Here is a 17,240-nt window from a genome sequence, read left to right as displayed (position 1 = left end):
AGTGGCCAAGGACAACAAAGGCACGGCATCGGCAGGCAAGAACTACACCTATGTCGATCACAAGTTCGACGTGGTCGTCGTGGGTGCGGGCGGCTCCGGCCTGCGCGCAACGCTCGGCATGGCCGAGCAGGGACTGAAGACTGCCTGCATCACCAAGGTTTTCCCGACCCGCTCGCACACGGTCGCGGCACAGGGCGGCATTGCCGCTTCGCTGTCCAACATGGGCCCCGACAACTGGCAGTGGCACATGTACGACACCGTCAAGGGGTCGGACTGGCTCGGCGACGTCGACGCCATGGAATACATGGTGCGCCAGGCACCGGCCGCCGTCTATGAGCTCGAGCACTACGGCGTGCCCTTCTCGCGCACCGAGGAAGGCAAGATCTACCAGCGCCCCTTCGGCGGCCACATGCAGAATTTCGGCGACGGCCCGCCCGTGCAGCGCACCTGCGCGGCCGCTGACCGCACCGGCCACGCCATCCTGCACACGCTCTACGGCCAGTCGCTCAAGAACAACGCACAGTTCTTCATCGAGTATTTCGCGCTCGACCTGATCATGACCGACGGCGTCTGCACCGGCGTCGTGGCCTGGAATCTCGATGACGGCACCATCCACCGCTTCGCGGCCAAGATGGTCGTGCTTGCGACCGGCGGCTATGGCCGCGCCTATTTCTCGGCGACCTCCGCCCACACCTGCACCGGTGACGGTGGCGGCATGGTGGCGCGCGCCGGCCTGCCGCTGCAGGACATGGAATTCGTGCAATTCCACCCGACCGGCATCTACGGCTCGGGCTGCCTCATCACCGAGGGCGCCCGCGGCGAAGGCGGCTATCTGGTCAACTCCGAGGGCGAGCGCTTCATGGAACGCTACGCGCCGTCGGCCAAGGACCTTGCCTCGCGCGACGTGGTTTCGCGCTGCATGACGCTGGAAATCCGCGAGGGTCGCGGCGTCGGCAAGAACAAGGACCACATCTACCTGCACCTCGACCATCTCGATCCGGCGGTTCTTCACGAACGCCTGCCGGGCATCTCGGAGAGCGCAAAGATCTTTGCCGGCGTCGATGTGACCCGCGAGCCGATCCCCGTGCTGCCGACCGTGCACTACAACATGGGCGGCGTTCCCACGAACTATTGGGGCGAGGTGCTGAACCCGACCGCGGACAATCCCGATCGCGTGCAGCCCGGCCTGATGGCCGTGGGCGAAGCCGGCTGCGCCTCGGTGCACGGCGCCAACCGCCTGGGCTCCAACTCGCTGATCGACCTGGTCGTGTTCGGCCGCGCCGCGGCAATCCGCGCCGGCGAGGTGATCGACCGCGCCGCCCCCATTCCGGCGATCAACGAACAGGCCGTCGAGAAGATCATGGATCGCTTCGACCGGCTGCGCCACGCCAATGGCGGCACGCCGACGGCAGTGCTGCGCGAGAAGATGCAGCGCACCATGCAGGAAGACGCCGCCGTGTTCCGCACCCAGGAATCGCTGGAGCAGGGCTGCCAGCGCATGTCGGCGCTGTGGGGCGAGCTGAGGGACATCAAGGTCACCGACCGCTCGATGATCTGGAACTCCGATCTCGTCGAGACGCTGGAGCTGGAAAACCTCATGGCCAACGCGCTGCCCACCGTCTATGGCGCCGAGGCCCGCAAGGAGAGCCGCGGTGCGCATGCCCGCGAGGACTTCCCCTCGCGTGACGATGCGAACTGGCGCCAGCACACGCTGGCCCATGTCGCCGAGGACGGCAAGGTGACCCTGAATTACCGCCCGGTGCACACCGAGACGCTGCTGCCGGAATCGGAAGGCGGCATCAGCCTCGCCAAGATCGCGCCCAAGGCGCGCGTGTACTGATCGAGGGAGATCGAGATGGTTGAACTGGCTCTTCCCAAGAACTCCCAGATCAAGCAGGGCAAGACCTGGCCGAAGCCCGAGGGCGCGACCAACCTGCGCGAGTTCCGCATCTATCGCTGGTCGCCGGACGACGGCGAGAACCCGAGTATCGACACCTATTTCGTCGACATGGACGATTGCGGGCCGATGGTTCTCGACGCGCTTCTGTGGATCAAGAACAAGATCGACCCGACGCTGACGCTGCGCCGCTCCTGCCGCGAAGGCATCTGCGGTTCCTGCGCCATGAACATCGACGGCTCGAACACGCTGGCCTGCACCAAGGGCTGCGACGACATCTCCGGAGCGGTCAAGATCTACCCGCTGCCGCACATGCCGGTGGTGAAGGACCTGGTGCCCGACCTCACCAACTTCTACGCCCAGCACCGCTCGATCGAACCGTGGCTGAAGACGGTGTCGCCGGAGCCGGCCAAGGAGTGGTTGCAGAGCCATGAAGACCGCGCCAAGCTCGACGGGCTCTACGAGTGTATTCTGTGCGCCTGCTGCTCCACTTCCTGCCCGAGCTACTGGTGGAACGGCGACCGCTATCTCGGCCCGGCTACGCTCCTGCAGGCCTATCGCTGGCTGATCGACAGCCGCGACGAAGCGACCGGCGAACGCCTCGACAACCTCGAGGATCCGTTCCGCCTCTATCGCTGCCACACCATCATGAACTGCGCGCAGACCTGCCCGAAGGGTCTTAATCCCGCCAAGGCGATTGCGGAGATCAAGAAGATGATGGTGGAGCGCCGGGTCTAAGACCCACGCCCCCTTTCCGGCCGAGCGGCACGGATTTGAACCGATGAAGCGCGATGACCAACCGTCATCGCGCTTCTTTTTTGCCTAAGCACGATCCTTTCCGATAGCCGCAAGTTCTCGCTCGCTTTGCGACAACGTTGTTGCCAAGGCCATTTTGTGCCAATAGCTGCGGCATGGAACCCACGACAGACCTCCCCGTTCTTACCCCTATCGAAGCCCGCGTGCTTGGCTGCCTGATCGAGAAGAAGGAGCTGACGCCGGACGTCTATCCGCTGACCCTCAATGCCGCCCACGCCGCCGCCAACCAGAAGACGGCGCGAGAGCCGGTCATGGCGCTGGAGCAGGTAGAGGTCCATCGGGGGCTCAAGACCCTTGAGCAGAAGGGCCTGGTGCGCCAGGTCTTCGGCTCGCGGGTCGAGCGCTACGAGCATCTTGCAGCGCAGCGCTTTTCGCTGACTTCGCCGCAGATCGCCATTTTGGGCCTGCTGCTTCTGCGCGGGCCGCAGACTGCCGGGGAGCTTCTGGCGCGCAGCGAGCGCATGGCGCGCTTCCAGTCGATGGAAGATCTACGCCAGGAACTCGACATGCTGATTAGCAAGCGCCCGGCGCTGGTGCAGGAAATCGGCCGCGGCCCCGGCCAGCGCGAGGACCGCTATGCCCATCTCCTGAGCGGACCTATCGATGTTGCCGCCCTTGCGGCTCAACGCGGCCCGTCGGCCATGCCTGCGTCGGACATCGAGGCGCGGCTGCAGGCGCTGGAGGAAGAGGTCGCGACCTTGCGCGCTCGCCTCGACGCGCTGGGTGCCTGATCGGGCGCCACTCGACCGAATCACGCTGGCTTGATTTTGAAACCTCTTGCGGCTCGGCTACGTGTCAGCGCAGGAGGATTTTTTCGATGCTCGCCAAGTCCGTCATCCTCAGCGCCTTCGCTCTGGCCGCAGTGCTGGCGACGCCGGCCGATAGCGCCCTGGCGAAGACCCAGACCGCCATCTTCGCCGGCGGCTGCTTCTGGTGCGTGGAAAGCGATTTCGACCACGTGCCAGGCGTAGTCTCGACCACCTCCGGCTATATCGGCGGCTCCAACGACCATCCGACCTATGAGAACCACACCGCCGCCGGCCACCGCGAGGCGGTGAAGATCGAATTCGACGACTCGAAGACCAGCTACGCCAAGCTGCTCGACGCCTTTTGGCACTCGGTCGACCCGACCGATGCCGGCGGTCAGTTCTGCGACCGCGGCCACAGCTATACGACCGCGATCTACGCGGTCGACAAGGACCAACTCACGGAAGCAGAAAAATCGAAAGCCGCGATCGAGACTGAGCTCAAGAAGCCCATCGCCACCGAGATCGTCATGGCGCCGACCTTCTGGCCGGCGGAGGACTATCACCAGAACTATTACAAGAAAAACCCGATCCGCTATCGCTACTACCGCTACGCCTGCGGTCGCGATGCGCGCGTGGATGAGGTGTGGGGCAACGCCGCGCACCAGGGCATTGCAGTACACTGACCCGACAAATGAAAACGGGCGCCTTAGGCGCCCGTTTCATCTTCGCTCAATTTTTGCGATCAGATGTGGATCGGCTTGAAGAAGGTCGCCAGGGCGGCTTCCTTGACCGCTTCCGACATGGTCGGGTGCGCGTGGCAGGTGCGGGCAAGGTCTTCCGCCGAGCCGCCGAACTCCATCAGCACCGCCGCTTCGTGGATCATCTCGCCGGCGCCGAAGCCGACGATATGGGCGCCAAGCACCTTGTCGGTCGCCTTGTCGGCCAGGATCTTCACGAAACCATCCGTGTGCAGCATGGCGCGCGCGCGGCCATTGGCAGTGAAGGGGAACTTGCCGACCTTGTAGTCGACGCCGGCCTTCTTCAGTTCTTCCTCGGTCTTGCCGACGGAAGCCACTTCCGGGCTCGTGTAGACCACGCCGGGGATGACGTCGTAATTCACATGGCCGGCCTGGCCGGCGATGATTTCGGCCACGGCCACGCCCTCGTCCTCGGCCTTGTGCGCCAGCATCGGTCCGTCGATGACGTCGCCGATCGCATAGATGCCCGGCACGTTGGTCTGGAGATGCGCGTCGATCTTCACGCGGCCGCGCTCGTCCATCTCCACGCCCGCCTCCTTGAGGCCCAGCCCGTTCGTGTAAGGGGCGCGGCCTGTGGCCACCAGCACGACATCGGCCTCAATGGTCTCGGCGTCGCCGCCCTTGACCGGCTCGAAGGTCACGCTCGCGCCCTTGGAAGTCTTTGCCACGCCCGTCACCTTCGAGCCGAGCTTGAAGGTGAATCCCTGCTTGGCCAGCATGCGCTGGAACTGCTTTGCCACCTCGCCGTCCATGCCGCCGAGGATGGTGTCGAGATATTCGACCACGGTGACCTTGGCGCCCAGACGCGCCCAGACCGAGCCGAGCTCCAGGCCGATGACGCCGCCGCCGACCACGATCAGGTTCTCCGGCACCTTGTCGAGCGACAGCGCGCCGGTGGAGGAGACGATCACCTTCTCGTCGAAATCGACCTTGACGCCCGGAATGCCGGCGACGTCCGAACCGGTGGCAATGACGATGTTCTTCGTCTCGATCTCCTGCACGCTACCGTCTTCGTCAGTGACAGAAACCTTGCCGGCCGACACGACCTTGCCGGTGCCGCGGAAGCTATCGATCTTGTTCTTCTTGAACAGGAAGGCGACGCCGTTGACGTTGGCCGCCACCGTCGTGTCCTTGTGCGCCAGCATCTTCTTCAAGTTGAGCTTCGGCTCCACCTCGACGCCCAGCGTATCGAAGGAATGGCTAGCCTCGGCGAATATCTCGGATGCATGCAGCAGCGCCTTGGAGGGGATGCAGCCGATATTGAGGCAGGTGCCGCCGAAGGTTTCGCGCTTCTCGACCACGGCCGTCTTCAGGCCGAGCTGTGCAGCCTTGATGGCGCACACATAGCCGCCCGGGCCCGATCCGATCACCACAACATCATATGCCATTTCTTCTTCCTTCAGCTGCTGTCAGCGTCCGCCGCTTACGTTCAAAATTCCGCCCGTCGTGTAGGATGCCTCGTCCGACAAGAGCCAGAGCACGGCCTGGGCGACTTCCTCTGCCTTGCCTTCCCGCTTCATCGGTACGAAGCCGCGTATCGCCGCGATGCGATCCGGCTGACCGCCGGAGGCATGGATCTCGGTGTCGATGATGCCCGGCCGCACGGCATTGACGCGCACGCCCTCGCCCGCGACCTCGCGAGAAAGGCCGGTTGTAAAAGTATCGATCGCGCCCTTGGAGGCGGCGTAGTCGACATATTCGCCCGGCGAGCCGAGCTGTGAGGCGGCCGAGGAGATGTTGACGATCGCACCGCCCTCCCCGCCGTGCAGCGTCGACATGCGCTTCACCGCCTCGCGGGCGCAGAGCATAGAGCCGATGACGTTGATGCGCATCATGCGCTCCAGCCGCGCAGCACTCATCTCGTCGACGCGCGCTTTCATGTCGACGATGCCGGCATTGTTAACGAGCGCGTCAAGCTGTCCGAATGCACGGTCAACCGCCTCGAACATTGCGACGACATCGGCCTCGCTGCCGACATCACCCCGGATGGCGATCGCCTGGCCACCGCCGGCTTCTATCTCCCGGACAACCGCTGTGGCCGCAGCCTCGTTGGAGGCATAGTTGACCGCCACGCGGTAGCCTGCCTTCGCGGCCTGTCGGCAGATGGCCGCGCCAATGCCGCGCCCGCCGCCTGTCACCAGCAGAACCCGTCCCGTTGCCGTCATGACTGGGATGTTCCCAGCGGCGCGTTGAAGGCCCAGACATGACCGAAGGGATCGGTGATCTTGGCGTAGCGCGCACCCCAGAACATGTCGGCCGCTGGCATGGTCACCTTCGCGCCGGCTTCAACCGCCTGCTCGACCGCGCGATCGACATCGCCGGGCTTGGGCAGGTTGATGTTGATGGTCAGCCCCGCGCCGCCGCGGCTCGTCGGCGACAGCACATCGCTGGAAAACTCGGGGAACTCGTCGTGGAGCATCACTTCCGAGCCGAACATGGAGAGGTTGGCGTGCAGCACGCGCACACCGTCCTCGGCCATCTGCTCGTAGGTCTCGACCGCGTCGAACGCCTTCTCGTAGAAGGCAATCGCCTCACGACCACCCTTGACGCACAGATGCACCTGAATGGGGGGAATGTTCGGTTCGAAGGCCATGGGTCCGCTCCTTTCGGCGGCAGCCTAACGCATGGCCCCACAAACCGAAATCGGTTTTGCGCAAGGGAGCCATGCGCCGTTTCGAGATACGCAAGCGCCTCGATGCCCTGCATGACAAGGCATCCGCGCTTCGTAGGAAAGCGGAACTTAGAGGTCCAGCACCAGGCGTTCCGGATCCTCCAGGCTTTCCTTGACGCGCACCAGGAAGGTCACGGCTTCCTTGCCGTCGACGATGCGGTGATCGTATGAAAGCGCCAGATACATCATCGGACGGATGACGATCTGCCCGCCGACCACCATCGGCCGCTCCTGGATCTTGTGCATGCCGAGGATGCCCGACTGCGGCGCATTGAGGATCGGCGTCGACATCAGCGAGCCATAGACGCCGCCATTGGAGATGGTGAAGGTGCCGCCCTGCATGTCGGCGACCGAGAGCTTGCCGTCGCGCGCGGCGATGCCGAGGCGGCCGATTTCCTTCTCGATCTCGGCGATCGACATCTGGTCGGCGTTACGCACCACCGGCACCACGAGGCCCTTCTCGGTGCCCACAGCCACGCCGATATGGGCGTAGTTCTTGTAGATGATGTCGGTGCCGTCGATCTCGGCGTTGACCGCCGGGATTTCCTTCAGCGCATGCGTCACGGCCTTGGTGAAGAAGCCCATGAAGCCGAGCTTCACGCCGTGCTTCTTCTCGAACACGTCCTTGTACTTGGAACGCAGGTCCATCACCGCCTTCATGTCCACCTCGTTGAAGGTGGTGAGCATGGCGGCGGTCGACTGGGCGTCCTTCAGGCGGCGCGCAATCGTCTGGCGCAGCTTGGTCATGCGCACGCGCTCCTCGCGCACCTCGTCGCCGGCCGGCGACTGCGCACGCGCGACAACCGGTGCCGGTGCCGCTGCAGGGGCGGCAGGAACCGCCGTAATGCCCTTGGCGATCGCGTCGAGCACGTCGCCCTTGAGCACCTGTCCACGCTTGCCGGATCCGGCGATCTGGTCGACAGCGAGATTGCTTTCGGCGATCAGCTTGGCCGCGGCCGGCGCGGGCGGCATCTTGCGCTCTTCGATCGGGCTCGAGCCGGCGATCTTCGCGGTCTTTTCAACCGCTTCGCTCACGGTCGACGCCCCGGCCGCACCTGCGGCCTGCGCCACTGCGGCACCGCCATTTGCGGAAATCGTGCCGAGGAGCGCATTGACGCCCACTGTCTCGCCTTCCTTCGCAGCGATCTCCTGCAACTGGCCGGCAGCAGGAGCCGGCACTTCGATCGTCACCTTGTCGGTCTCGAGCTCGACCAGCGGCTCGTCGGCGGCGATCGCGTCACCCACCTTCTTGAACCACTTGCCGATGGTCGCCTCGCTGACGGATTCGCCGAGGGTCGGGACGCGGATTTCGGTAGCCATTTTTGCCTATCCGTTTTCTGAACTGAGAGATTATTCGCCGAGTGCGTCGTCGAGAAGCGCACGGAGCTGCTCGAGATGCTTGGACATCAGGCCGGTCGCCGGCGATGCCGATGCCGGGCGGCCGGTGTAGCGCACGCGCTGATGCTTGGCGTCGATATGCGCCAGCACCCATTCCAGATACGGGTCGATGAACGACCACGCACCCATGTTCTTGGGCTCTTCCTGGCACCACACCATCTCCGCGCCGCGGAAGCGCGAAAGCTCGGTGATGAGCGCCTTGGCCGGGAACGGGTAGAGCTGTTCGACGCGCAGCAGATATATGTCGTCGATGCCGCGCTTCTCGCGCTCCTCGTAGAGGTCGTAATAGACCTTGCCTGTGCACAGCACGACGCGGCGGATCTTCGAATCCTTCTGCAGCTTGATCGGCTGGTCCTTGAGGTACTGCGCATCGTCCCACAGCAGGCGGTGGAACGAGCTTTCGCCCGACAGTTCGGCCAGCGTCGACACAGCGCGCTTGTGGCGCAGCAGCGACTTGGGCGTCATCAGGATCAGCGGCTTGCGGAAGTCGCGCTTCAGCTGCCGGCGCAGGATGTGGAAGTAGTTAGCCGGCGTCGTGCAGTAGGCCACCTGCATGTTGTCTTCCGCGCAGAGCTGCAGGAAGCGCTCCAGGCGCGCGGACGAATGCTCCGGGCCCTGCCCTTCATAGCCGTGCGGCAGCAGGCAGACGAGGCCCGACATGCGCAGCCATTTGCGCTCGCCCGACGAGATGAACTGGTCGAACACCACCTGCGCGCCGTTGGCGAAGTCGCCGAACTGGGCTTCCCAGAGCGTGAGCGCCTTCGGATCTGCGAGGCTGTAGCCGTATTCGAAGCCGAGGACCGCTTCCTCCGAAAGCATCGAGTTGATGACTTCGTAGTTCGCCTGGGCGGGCGACAGGTTGTTGAGCGGGATGTAGCGGCTCTCGTCGCGCTGGTCGTAGAGCACCGAATGGCGCTGCGAGAAGGTGCCGCGCTCGGAATCCTGGCCCGAGAGGCGGACCGGGTTGCCGTCGAGCACGATCGAGCCGAAGGCCAGCGCCTCGGCCGTCGACCAGTCGAGCCCCTCGCCCGATTCGATCATCTTGCGCCGCGCGTCGAGGAAGCGGGCGATGGTGCGGTGCGCCTCGAAGCCGGCAGGCACCTCGGTCAGCTTCTTGCCGATCTCCTTCAGCGTCTTGACCGGCACGGCGGTCTTGCCGCGACGCAGTTCGTCCTGATTGTCGGCAGCCCTGAGCCCCGACCAGGCGCCGTCCAGCCAGTCGGCCTTGTTCGGCTTGTAGGCCTGGCCGGCCTCGAACTCGGCTTCGAGATTCGCGCGCCAGTCGGCCTTCATCTTCTCGACTTCGGCTTCCGTCACCAACCCCTCGGCGATCAGCTTCTCGGCATAGAGCTGCGTCGTCGTCTTATGGACGCGGATGTTGCGATACATGATCGGCTGCGTGAACGCCGGCTCATCGCCTTCGTTGTGCCCGAATCGGCGATAGCAGAGCATGTCCACAACCACCGGCTTGTGGAACTTCATGCGGAACTCGGTCGCCACCTTGGCGGCAAAGACCACGGCTTCCGGATCGTCACCGTTGATGTGGAAGATCGGCGCCTCGATCATCTTGGCCACATCCGACGGATAGGGCGACGAGCGCGAGAAGCGCGGATTGGTGGTGAAGCCGATCTGGTTGTTGATGATGACGTGCAGCGTGCCGGCGACCCGGTGGCCGCGCAGGCCCGAAAGCCCAAGGATTTCGGCAACCACACCCTGGCCGGCGAAAGCCGCGTCGCCATGGATGAGCAGCGGCAGCACCTGGGCGCGCACGTCCAGCGGCACGATTTCGTGGCGCGGGTTCCGGCCGTAGAGCTGGTCCTGCTTGGCACGCGCCTTGCCCATTACGACGGGGTCGACGATTTCCAGATGCGAGGGGTTGGCGGTCAGCGACAGGTGCACCTTGTTGCCGTCGAACTCGCGGTCGGAGGAAGCGCCGAGATGGTACTTCACGTCGCCCGAACCTTCGACGTCGTCCGGCGCGTAGGAGCCGCCCTTGAATTCGTGGAAGATGGCGCGGTGCGGCTTGGCCATAACCTGCGACAGCACGTTGAGGCGGCCGCGGTGCGCCATGCCCAGCACGATCTCCTTCATGCCGAGCTGGCCGCCGCGCTTGACGATCTGCTCCAGCGCCGGGATCAGCGACTCGCCGCCGTCGAGGCCGAAGCGCTTGGTGCCCTTGTACTTGACGTCGATGAACTGCTCGAAGCCTTCCGCTTCGACGAGCTTGTGCAGGATCGCCTTCTTGCCCTCGGCGGTGAAGGCGATGCCCTTGTCCGGCCCCTCGATGCGCTCCTGGATCCAGGCCTTCTCCTCGGGGTTGGAGATATGCATGAACTCGACGCCGATCGTCGAGCAGTAGGTGCGCTGCAGGATGTCGAGCATTTCGCGGATGGTCGCGTATTCCAGCCCGAGCACATGGTCGATGAAGATCTTGCGGTCGTAGTCGGCCTCAGTGAAGCCGTAGGACGCCGGCGAAAGCTCGTTGTAGTCCTCGATTGGCTTGGCGATGCCGAGCGGATCGAGCTGCGCGTGCAGATGGCCGCGCATGCGATAGGCGCGGATCATCATGATGGCGCGCACCGAATCGCGGGTCGCCTGCAGCACGTCGAGATCGGACAGGACCGCGCCCTTGGCGACGGCCTTATCCTTGACCTTCTTCTCGATGGTCTTTTCGACGAGGCCCCAATTGCCGTCCAGCGCGGATACCAGCTCGCCATTGGCCTGGAGCGGCCAGCTCGGCGTGGACCAGGACGCGCCGCGCGCATTCTTCCGGACATCGCCGGCATCGTCCTTCAGCGACGCAAAGAACTGCTGCCATTCCGGATCGACCGACGTCGGGTCTTCCTCATAGGCGGCATAGAGCGCATCGATATAGTCGGCGTTGCCGCCATAGAGGAACGAGGTGAGGGAAAATTGATCGTTGGCCTGATCTTGTCGCGCCATTTTATCTTCGGAGCCCCTGGCTCCGTCTCCTTGCCTTGCCTGCGGCGATGCCGCGAACGAACGGTTGCCCGTCCTTCCTTTCCCTCGAATGTGCCGGGCTGATGACCGTCCGGCACATTCGTTCAGCCCGTCGCTGTCGCTCGGGGCGTCCGCCTAGCCCTTGATCGCCTCGACCAGCGTGGTGCCGAGCCGGGCAGGCGACGGCGACACGCGGATGCCCGCGGCTTCCATCGCCGCGATCTTGTCTTCCGCGCCGCCCTTGCCGCCGGAGATCACCGCGCCGGCATGGCCCATGGTACGGCCGGGAGGGGCGGTGCGCCCGGCGATGAAGCCGGCCATCGGCTTCTTGCGGCCGCGCTTGGCCTCGTCGATCAGGAACTGGGCTGCATCCTCTTCGGCCGAACCGCCGATTTCGCCGATCATGATGATGGACTTGGTCTCATCGTCGGCCAGGAACATTTCGAGCATGTCGATGAATTCCGTGCCCTTGACCGGGTCGCCGCCGATGCCGACAGCGGTCGACTGCCCGAGCCCTGCATTCGTCGTCTGGAACACCGCCTCATATGTAAGCGTGCCGGAGCGCGAAACAACGCCGACGGAACCCTTGCGGAAGATGTTTCCGGGCATGATGCCGATCTTGCATTGGTCGGGCGTGACGATGCCGGGGCAGTTCGGCCCGATCAGGCGCGACTTGGACTTTTCCAGCCGGGCCTTGACCTTGACCATGTCGGCGACCGGGATGCCTTCGGTGATGCAGACGATCAGCGGGATCTCGGCCTCGATCGCCTCGATGATCGCGGCGGCCGCCCCTGCCGGCGGCACGTAGACCACGGAAGCGTTGGCGCCCGTGCGCTCCTTGCCTTCGGCAACGCTAGCGAAAATCGGCAGCGTCTCGCCCTTGGCGCCGGTCCAGTTCTCGCCGCCCTTCTTGGGGTTGATGCCGCCGACCATCTTGGTGCCGTGATAGGCCAGCGCCTGCTCGGTGTGGAAGGTGCCGGTCTTGCCGGTCAGGCCCTGCACCAGAACCTTGGTGTTCTTGTCGATCAGAATGGACATGGGCTCAGTTTCCCTTCACCGCCGCGACGATCTTCTTGGCGGCGTCGTCGAGATCGTCGGCGGAAATGACGTTCAGCCCACTCTCGTTGATGATCTTCTTGCCAAGCTCGACATTGGTGCCTTCGAGGCGAACGACCAGCGGCACCTTGAGGCCCACTTCCTTCACCGCCGCGATGACGCCCTCGGCAATGACATCGCACTTCATGATGCCGCCGAAGATGTTGACCAGGATGCCTTCGACCGCCGGGTCGGCGGTGATGATCTTGAACGCCGCCGTCACCTTCTCCTTGGAGGCGCCGCCGCCGACATCGAGGAAGTTCGCCGGTTCCGCGCCGTAGAGCTTGATGATGTCCATGGTGGCCATCGCCAGGCCGGCGCCGTTGACCATGCAGCCGATATTGCCGTCGAGAGCGACATAAGCGAGGTCGTACTTCGACGCCTCGATCTCCTTGGCGTCCTCTTCGGTCGTGTCGCGCAGCTCGAGCACGTCGGGGTGGCGGAACAGCGCGTTGTTGTCGAACGACACCTTGGCGTCGAGCACGCGCAGGCGCCCGTTGGTCATGACGATCAGCGGGTTGACCTCGAGCAGACTCATGTCCTTCTCGACAAAGGCCTTGTAGAGGGCCGGGAACAGCTTTTCGCCGTCCTTGGCCGCCTCGTCCGAGAGCTTCAGCGCTTCGTTCAGCGCCTTCACGTCGGCCGCGGTCACGCCCGTGTCGGGATCGATCGCCACCGTGATGATCTTCTCCGGCGTGTCGTGGGCCACCTGCTCGATGTCCATGCCGCCCTCGGTGGAAACCACGAAGGCGACGCGGCCGACGGTGCGGTCGACCAGGATCGAGAGGTAAAGCTCGCGCGCAATGTCGGCGCCGTCCTCGATGTAGAGGCGGTTGACCTGCTTGCCGGCCGGGCCGGTCTGCTTGGTCACCAGCGTGTTGCCGAGCATTTCCTTGGCGTTGGCCACCACTTCTTCGATAGACTTGGCGAGCCGGACGCCGCCCTTGGCGTCAGGCGAAAGCTCCTTGAACTTGCCCTTGCCGCGGCCGCCGGCATGGATCTGGCTCTTCACCACATAAAGCGGCCCGGGCAGCCTCTTGGCCGCAGCTTCCGCTTCATCGGCGCTGAAGATGGCAACGCCATCGGCCACAGGCGCGCCGAATTCCTTCAGCAGCGCCTTGGCCTGATATTCGTGGATGTTCATCGACCGACCCTTACTTGTTGCCGAGGTTCGGGGCGATCGCGACGCAGGCTTCGCAGAGCCCCTTCACTGCATCGACGGACTTCTCGAACATCTTCTGCTCGTCCTTGTTGAAGTCGAGCTCGACGATGCGCTCCACGCCGTTGGCGCCGATCACCACCGGCACGCCGACATACATGTCCTTGATGCCGTACTGGCCGCTGAGGTAGGCCGCGGAGGGCAGCACGCGCTTCTTGTCCTTGAGGTAGCTCTCGGCCATGGCGATGGCAGAGGCGGCCGGCGCGTAGTAGGCCGAGCCGGTCTTGAGCAGGCCGACGATCTCGCCGCCACCCTTGCGGGTGCGCTCGACGATGGCGTCGAGCTTTTCCTGGCTGGTCCAGCCCATCTTGATGAGGTCCGGCAGCGGGATGCCGGCGACGGTCGAGTAGCGCACCATCGGCACCATATCGTCGCCGTGGCCGCCGAGCGTCATGGCGCTGACGTCCTCGACCGAAACCTTGAACTCTTCGGCCAGGAAGTAGCGGAAGCGCGCGGAGTCGAGCACGCCGGCCATGCCCACGACATGGCTCTTGGGCAGGCCGGAGAACTTCTGCAGCGCCCAAACCATGGCGTCGAGCGGATTGGTGATGCAGATGACGAAGGCGTTGGGGGCATACTTCTTGATGCCGGCGCCCACCTGCTCCATGACCTTGAGGTTGATGCCCAGGAGGTCGTCGCGGCTCATGCCGGGCTTGCGCGGCACGCCGGCGGTAACGATGCAGACATCCGCACCCTCGATGCCGGCATAGTCGTTGACGCCGACATAGCTGGCGTTGAAGCCGTCCACGGGCGAGGACTCGGCAATGTCCAATCCTTTGCCCTGCGGGATGCCTTCCGCGATGTCGAACAGAACGACATCGCCGAGTTCCTTGAGACCGATCATGTGGGCGAGCGTGCCGCCGATCATGCCGGAACCGATGAGGGCTATCTTGTTGCGTGCCATGTGAGGATATTTTCCCTTTGCTGGACCGGACGCGACGGCGCCGGCGGAGAGCGTTTAGGCCAGATTGAACAGGGTTATGTAGCCAGAATTCCGACGGCTGAAATAGCCTCGCGGCTGAAAAAATTCAACCGATTATTTCGACCTCAAGTATTTCAATCGTTTAGAAGCAAATTGACTTACGTAAACGTCAAACTTTTACCCGATTTATTCGGTCGGAATTGCGAGGTTTTACCGGCTGGCCGCATGCGCTCCGCCCTGGGCATGGCGTGCAGCCCAGCCGTCGAGCCAATCGCGGCTCTGCATCTCCATCAACCGCGACACGGTGCGGTCGAACTCGAAGGCCTCGGTGCCGCGTTTGCCCGCATAAAGCGCATGCGGCGGCGCCGCGGCGCTGAGGACCAGCCGGATATGCTGATCGTAGAGCGTGTCGATCAGCAGAATGAAGCGCTTGGCCTCGTTGCGCTTGCCCTCGGCCAGCACCGGCACATGATCGAGGAAGATCGTCGAGTAGCGCCCGGCGATGGCCAGAAAATCGCGCGCGCCGTGCGGGTGCTCGCAAAGATCGGCAAAGGTGAAGCGTGCCGCATCATCCGTGGCCAGCGGCACCGGAATATGGCGCCCCTTGACCGTCAGCGTCGCCGGCGCGACCACGCGCCCCTGCGTGACCGCCTGCCAGGCCTCGTCCATCTGCCGGTCGGCCTGCACGCCTGCCGGCGTCAGGTAGACCGGCATGCGGTTGAGCTTTTGCAGGCGGTAGTCCTTGTCGGCATCGAGGTCGAGCACTTCGACATGCCGCTTCAGCAGGTCCACGAAGGGCAGGAACAGGCCGCGATTGAGGCCGTCGCGGTAGAGGTCGTCGGGCGCGACGTTCGAGGTCGCCACCAGAACCACGCCGTTGGCGAAAAGCGCAGAGAACAGCCGCGACAGGATCATCGCATCGGCGATGTCGGTGACGGTGAACTCGTCGAAGCACAGCACCCAGGCCTCTTCGGCCAGCGCCGCGGCCACGGGCGGGATAGGGTCGTCCTGCCTGGTCTCGCCGTTCTTGCGCGCCAGCCGGTGCTTCTGGATGCGGTCCTGCGCCTCGGTCATGAAGTCGTTGAAATGCATGCGGCGCTTGCGCCGCGCCGGGACGAGCTCGAAGAACATGTCCATCAGCATCGTCTTACCGCGGCCGACGTCGCCGTGGATGTAGAGCCCCTTCACATGGGCGTGGCTACGCTTCTTGCCGAACAGCCAGCCGAGGGCACTCGACTTCTGCGCCAGCCTCTTGGCGCAGAGCTCGTCGATCAGTCGATCGAGCGCCGCAACGATCCCCTCCTGCGCGGGATCGCGGGCAATCGCCTTCGTCTCCACAAGGTGGTCATAGCGCTGCCTGACGGTGGCACGCGTCTGAATACCGTCACGCAGATGCATCGATTACGTCTCTGAAGCTTGCTACCAGGTTGAGAACGGCGTGGCGAATGGGACGACAGCGCCCACGCCTCGCCTGTCCCTTATCTGCTCAACGAGACCGGAAGGCCGCTCTCGGTCTGGCCATCGAATTTTTCCGGACCCGACGAATAGAGCCGCGCCAGCGTACCGCCATTCTCATCATAGAGGGTAAGCTGCTTGCCGGATACGCTCCAGGACTTCACGCCATCGATCGGCGCGGGGCAGCGCAGCGGACCGGCGCGGTAACCCTGGCCGAACTTGGTCTGCGGGGTCGCCACCCGGCAGCTCTGGCCGCCGACGCTGGCGTTCCAGACGCCGGCGACGCTGCCGGCCGTCAGGTCGGGCGCATTTGAGGCGGAGCCGGAACTCGGCGGCAGGGCAGCCATCTGGGTGTCGTTGTCGGTGCCGGGTGCTGCGGGGAACTGCGAGGGATCTGCAGCGCCCGGAGACATCGGCGGCGGAAGCTGGCCGCTGGTCACCTGGCCGGCCGGTGCAGCTATCAGTGGCGCGGGCTGCGTGTCCACCGGAGACCATCGCGAACTTTGGCACCCGCTTGCCGCCAACGCTACCAGCGATACGGCCAACAGGCCAGTTCTCGAAAAAATCATGCCACACCTCCGTGGGAAACGGCCGTGCCGTCCATCAACTCATCACGCCACTCACATGACGATGTTGGCGATATTTCAACCGCATATGGTTAAAATACGGTTTGCGGAAGAGAACTGTTGCAAAAATGCCTCAACCTCCCCGCCCAGGAGGGCCGTTAAGCGCCGATCGGCAGGCTCGGCACGAAGACGTAGCCGCACGGTCCCACCAGATGGCATTCGCGCAGCCCGTGAGGCTTGTCGACAGACCCTGAGAGGACGATGTGGTCGTGCTGACGCGCCAAGGCTTCGGCCCGATCGGGATCAGTCCCGTAAAGCCGGATTTCCAGGCCCGCGCCCCGTGTTTCAACGCCTGCGATGACGCCGGTCATGGGATTGTCGCGATAGCTGTGGTCGGCATGAAGCATGAACACCGACCCGAGCAGCCGCACGGCCGCGAAATCCTCGTCGGAATAGACGAGGGTTGCGCCCAGCACGTCGCGGCAGAACATCGCCATCGGCTCGATCTCGTCGACCAGCAGGTTGATGCCGACCCCTGTCGGCAGGGAGCGGCCGAAATCGTCCGCTGCCATCCATGGTTCCTTGGTGCGCTTCTTCACCTTCCCTTTCCTTCCGGCATGTCGAGCACAGACTAGCAAATTCGGGCTGCCGTAATTGGTCTTTCCGCCTGCAAATGCTTGCGCCAGCGGCCGGCATCCCTATCTTTGGCTGCGAACCCGCCTCGGGCGCAGTG

The 17,240-nt window shown here is 64.2% G+C and carries 15 protein-coding genes; 4 read left to right on the top strand and 11 right to left on the bottom strand.

Annotated features, from left to right (window positions below):
• The first annotated feature begins 1 nt into the window (after position 1).
• The 4 genes from sdhA (at position 2) to msrA (ending at position 4,145) form a co-directional block, all read left to right on the top strand.
• Positions 2-1,840, top strand: coding sequence for a succinate dehydrogenase flavoprotein subunit (sdhA, locus tag ABLE85_RS21525; RefSeq protein WP_348794759.1), 1,839 nt, complete (start codon positions 2-4; stop codon positions 1,838-1,840).
• 15 nt (positions 1,841-1,855) lie between these two features.
• Positions 1,856-2,635: a succinate dehydrogenase iron-sulfur subunit gene (locus ABLE85_RS21520; RefSeq protein ID WP_280820935.1), complete on the top strand. Its 780-nt coding sequence runs from the start codon at positions 1,856-1,858 to the stop codon at positions 2,633-2,635.
• A 173-nt stretch (positions 2,636-2,808) separates the two neighbouring features.
• A complete protein-coding gene (locus ABLE85_RS21515) occupies positions 2,809-3,444 on the top strand; it encodes a DUF480 domain-containing protein (RefSeq protein ID WP_348794758.1) in 636 nt (211 codons plus the stop codon).
• Positions 3,445-3,530: 86 nt separating this feature from the next.
• The gene (gene msrA, locus ABLE85_RS21510) at positions 3,531-4,145 is read left to right on the top strand and encodes a peptide-methionine (S)-S-oxide reductase MsrA (RefSeq protein WP_348794757.1); all 615 of its coding nucleotides are present in this window, start codon (positions 3,531-3,533) and stop codon (positions 4,143-4,145) included.
• Between the two features lie 59 nt (positions 4,146-4,204).
• Here the strand turns inward: msrA and lpdA are convergent, their stop codons facing one another.
• The 11 genes from lpdA to ABLE85_RS21455 form a co-directional block, all read right to left on the bottom strand.
• Positions 4,205-5,608 carry a dihydrolipoyl dehydrogenase gene (lpdA, locus tag ABLE85_RS21505; protein WP_348794756.1) on the bottom strand — a complete coding sequence of 468 codons (1,404 nt, stop codon included), beginning with the start codon at positions 5,606-5,608 and terminating at the stop codon, positions 4,205-4,207.
• A 21-nt stretch (positions 5,609-5,629) separates the two neighbouring features.
• Positions 5,630-6,385: an SDR family oxidoreductase gene (locus tag ABLE85_RS21500; RefSeq protein WP_348794755.1), complete on the bottom strand. Its 756-nt coding sequence runs from the start codon at positions 6,383-6,385 to the stop codon at positions 5,630-5,632.
• The gene (locus ABLE85_RS21495; protein ID WP_348794754.1) at positions 6,382-6,813 is read right to left on the bottom strand and encodes a VOC family protein; all 432 of its coding nucleotides are present in this window, start codon (positions 6,811-6,813) and stop codon (positions 6,382-6,384) included. Before ABLE85_RS21495 ends, ABLE85_RS21500 begins: the two co-directional genes overlap by 4 nt.
• 147 nt (positions 6,814-6,960) lie before the next feature.
• The gene (odhB, locus tag ABLE85_RS21490) at positions 6,961-8,211 is read right to left on the bottom strand and encodes a 2-oxoglutarate dehydrogenase complex dihydrolipoyllysine-residue succinyltransferase (RefSeq protein WP_348794753.1); all 1,251 of its coding nucleotides are present in this window, start codon (positions 8,209-8,211) and stop codon (positions 6,961-6,963) included.
• A gap of 30 nt (positions 8,212-8,241) precedes the next feature.
• Positions 8,242-11,232 (bottom strand): 2-oxoglutarate dehydrogenase E1 component, encoded by a 2,991-nt coding sequence (locus tag ABLE85_RS21485; RefSeq protein WP_348794752.1) that lies wholly within the window; start codon positions 11,230-11,232, stop codon positions 8,242-8,244.
• A gap of 153 nt (positions 11,233-11,385) precedes the next feature.
• Positions 11,386-12,288, bottom strand: a complete 903-nt coding sequence (gene sucD, locus ABLE85_RS21480) for a succinate--CoA ligase subunit alpha (RefSeq protein WP_348794751.1) — start codon at positions 12,286-12,288, stop codon at positions 11,386-11,388.
• Positions 12,289-12,292: 4 nt separating this feature from the next.
• Positions 12,293-13,489, bottom strand: a complete 1,197-nt coding sequence (sucC, locus tag ABLE85_RS21475) for an ADP-forming succinate--CoA ligase subunit beta (protein ID WP_348794750.1) — start codon at positions 13,487-13,489, stop codon at positions 12,293-12,295.
• Between the two features lie 10 nt (positions 13,490-13,499).
• Positions 13,500-14,468 (bottom strand): malate dehydrogenase, encoded by a 969-nt coding sequence (gene mdh, locus ABLE85_RS21470; protein WP_348794749.1) that lies wholly within the window; start codon positions 14,466-14,468, stop codon positions 13,500-13,502.
• A 228-nt stretch (positions 14,469-14,696) separates the two neighbouring features.
• On the bottom strand, positions 14,697-15,884 hold the full coding sequence (gene zapE / locus ABLE85_RS21465) for a cell division protein ZapE (protein WP_348794748.1): 1,188 nt from the start codon (positions 15,882-15,884) through the stop codon (positions 14,697-14,699).
• Positions 15,885-15,964: 80 nt separating this feature from the next.
• Positions 15,965-16,510, bottom strand: a complete 546-nt coding sequence (locus tag ABLE85_RS21460; RefSeq protein WP_348794747.1) for a protease inhibitor Inh/omp19 family protein — start codon at positions 16,508-16,510, stop codon at positions 15,965-15,967.
• Positions 16,511-16,665: 155 nt separating this feature from the next.
• Positions 16,666-17,106 carry a hypothetical protein gene (locus ABLE85_RS21455; RefSeq protein WP_348794746.1) on the bottom strand — a complete coding sequence of 147 codons (441 nt, stop codon included), beginning with the start codon at positions 17,104-17,106 and terminating at the stop codon, positions 16,666-16,668.
• Positions 17,107-17,240: the final 134 nt, after the last annotated feature.

This window comes from Mesorhizobium sp. KR1-2 (assembly GCF_040045035.1).
Lineage (GTDB): Bacteria > Pseudomonadota > Alphaproteobacteria > Rhizobiales > Rhizobiaceae > Pseudaminobacter.
Note: the sequence above shows the minus strand (reverse complement) of the source record. Positions and strands in the feature narration are given on the sequence as shown.

What these genes read in the sequence shown, in the direction of transcription:
- ABLE85_RS21460 (WP_348794747.1), bottom strand. Translation starts at nt 16,510, where the DNA reads ATGATTTTTTCGAGAACTGGCCTGTTGGCCGTATCGCTGGTAGCGTTG.
- ABLE85_RS21520 (WP_280820935.1), top strand. Translation starts at nt 1,856, where the DNA reads ATGGTTGAACTGGCTCTTCCCAAGAACTCCCAGATCAAGCAGGGCAAG.
- lpdA (WP_348794756.1), bottom strand. Translation starts at nt 5,608, where the DNA reads ATGGCATATGATGTTGTGGTGATCGGATCGGGCCCGGGCGGCTATGTG.
- ABLE85_RS21495 (WP_348794754.1), bottom strand. Translation starts at nt 6,813, where the DNA reads ATGGCCTTCGAACCGAACATTCCCCCCATTCAGGTGCATCTGTGCGTC.
- mdh (WP_348794749.1), bottom strand. Translation starts at nt 14,468, where the DNA reads ATGGCACGCAACAAGATAGCCCTCATCGGTTCCGGCATGATCGGCGGC.
- zapE (WP_348794748.1), bottom strand. Translation starts at nt 15,884, where the DNA reads ATGCATCTGCGTGACGGTATTCAGACGCGTGCCACCGTCAGGCAGCGC.
- msrA (WP_348794757.1), top strand. Translation starts at nt 3,531, where the DNA reads ATGCTCGCCAAGTCCGTCATCCTCAGCGCCTTCGCTCTGGCCGCAGTG.
- ABLE85_RS21515 (WP_348794758.1), top strand. Translation starts at nt 2,809, where the DNA reads ATGGAACCCACGACAGACCTCCCCGTTCTTACCCCTATCGAAGCCCGC.
- ABLE85_RS21485 (WP_348794752.1), bottom strand. Translation starts at nt 11,232, where the DNA reads ATGGCGCGACAAGATCAGGCCAACGATCAATTTTCCCTCACCTCGTTC.
- odhB (WP_348794753.1), bottom strand. Translation starts at nt 8,211, where the DNA reads ATGGCTACCGAAATCCGCGTCCCGACCCTCGGCGAATCCGTCAGCGAG.
- ABLE85_RS21500 (WP_348794755.1), bottom strand. Translation starts at nt 6,385, where the DNA reads ATGACGGCAACGGGACGGGTTCTGCTGGTGACAGGCGGCGGGCGCGGC.
- sucC (WP_348794750.1), bottom strand. Translation starts at nt 13,489, where the DNA reads ATGAACATCCACGAATATCAGGCCAAGGCGCTGCTGAAGGAATTCGGC.
- sucD (WP_348794751.1), bottom strand. Translation starts at nt 12,288, where the DNA reads ATGTCCATTCTGATCGACAAGAACACCAAGGTTCTGGTGCAGGGCCTG.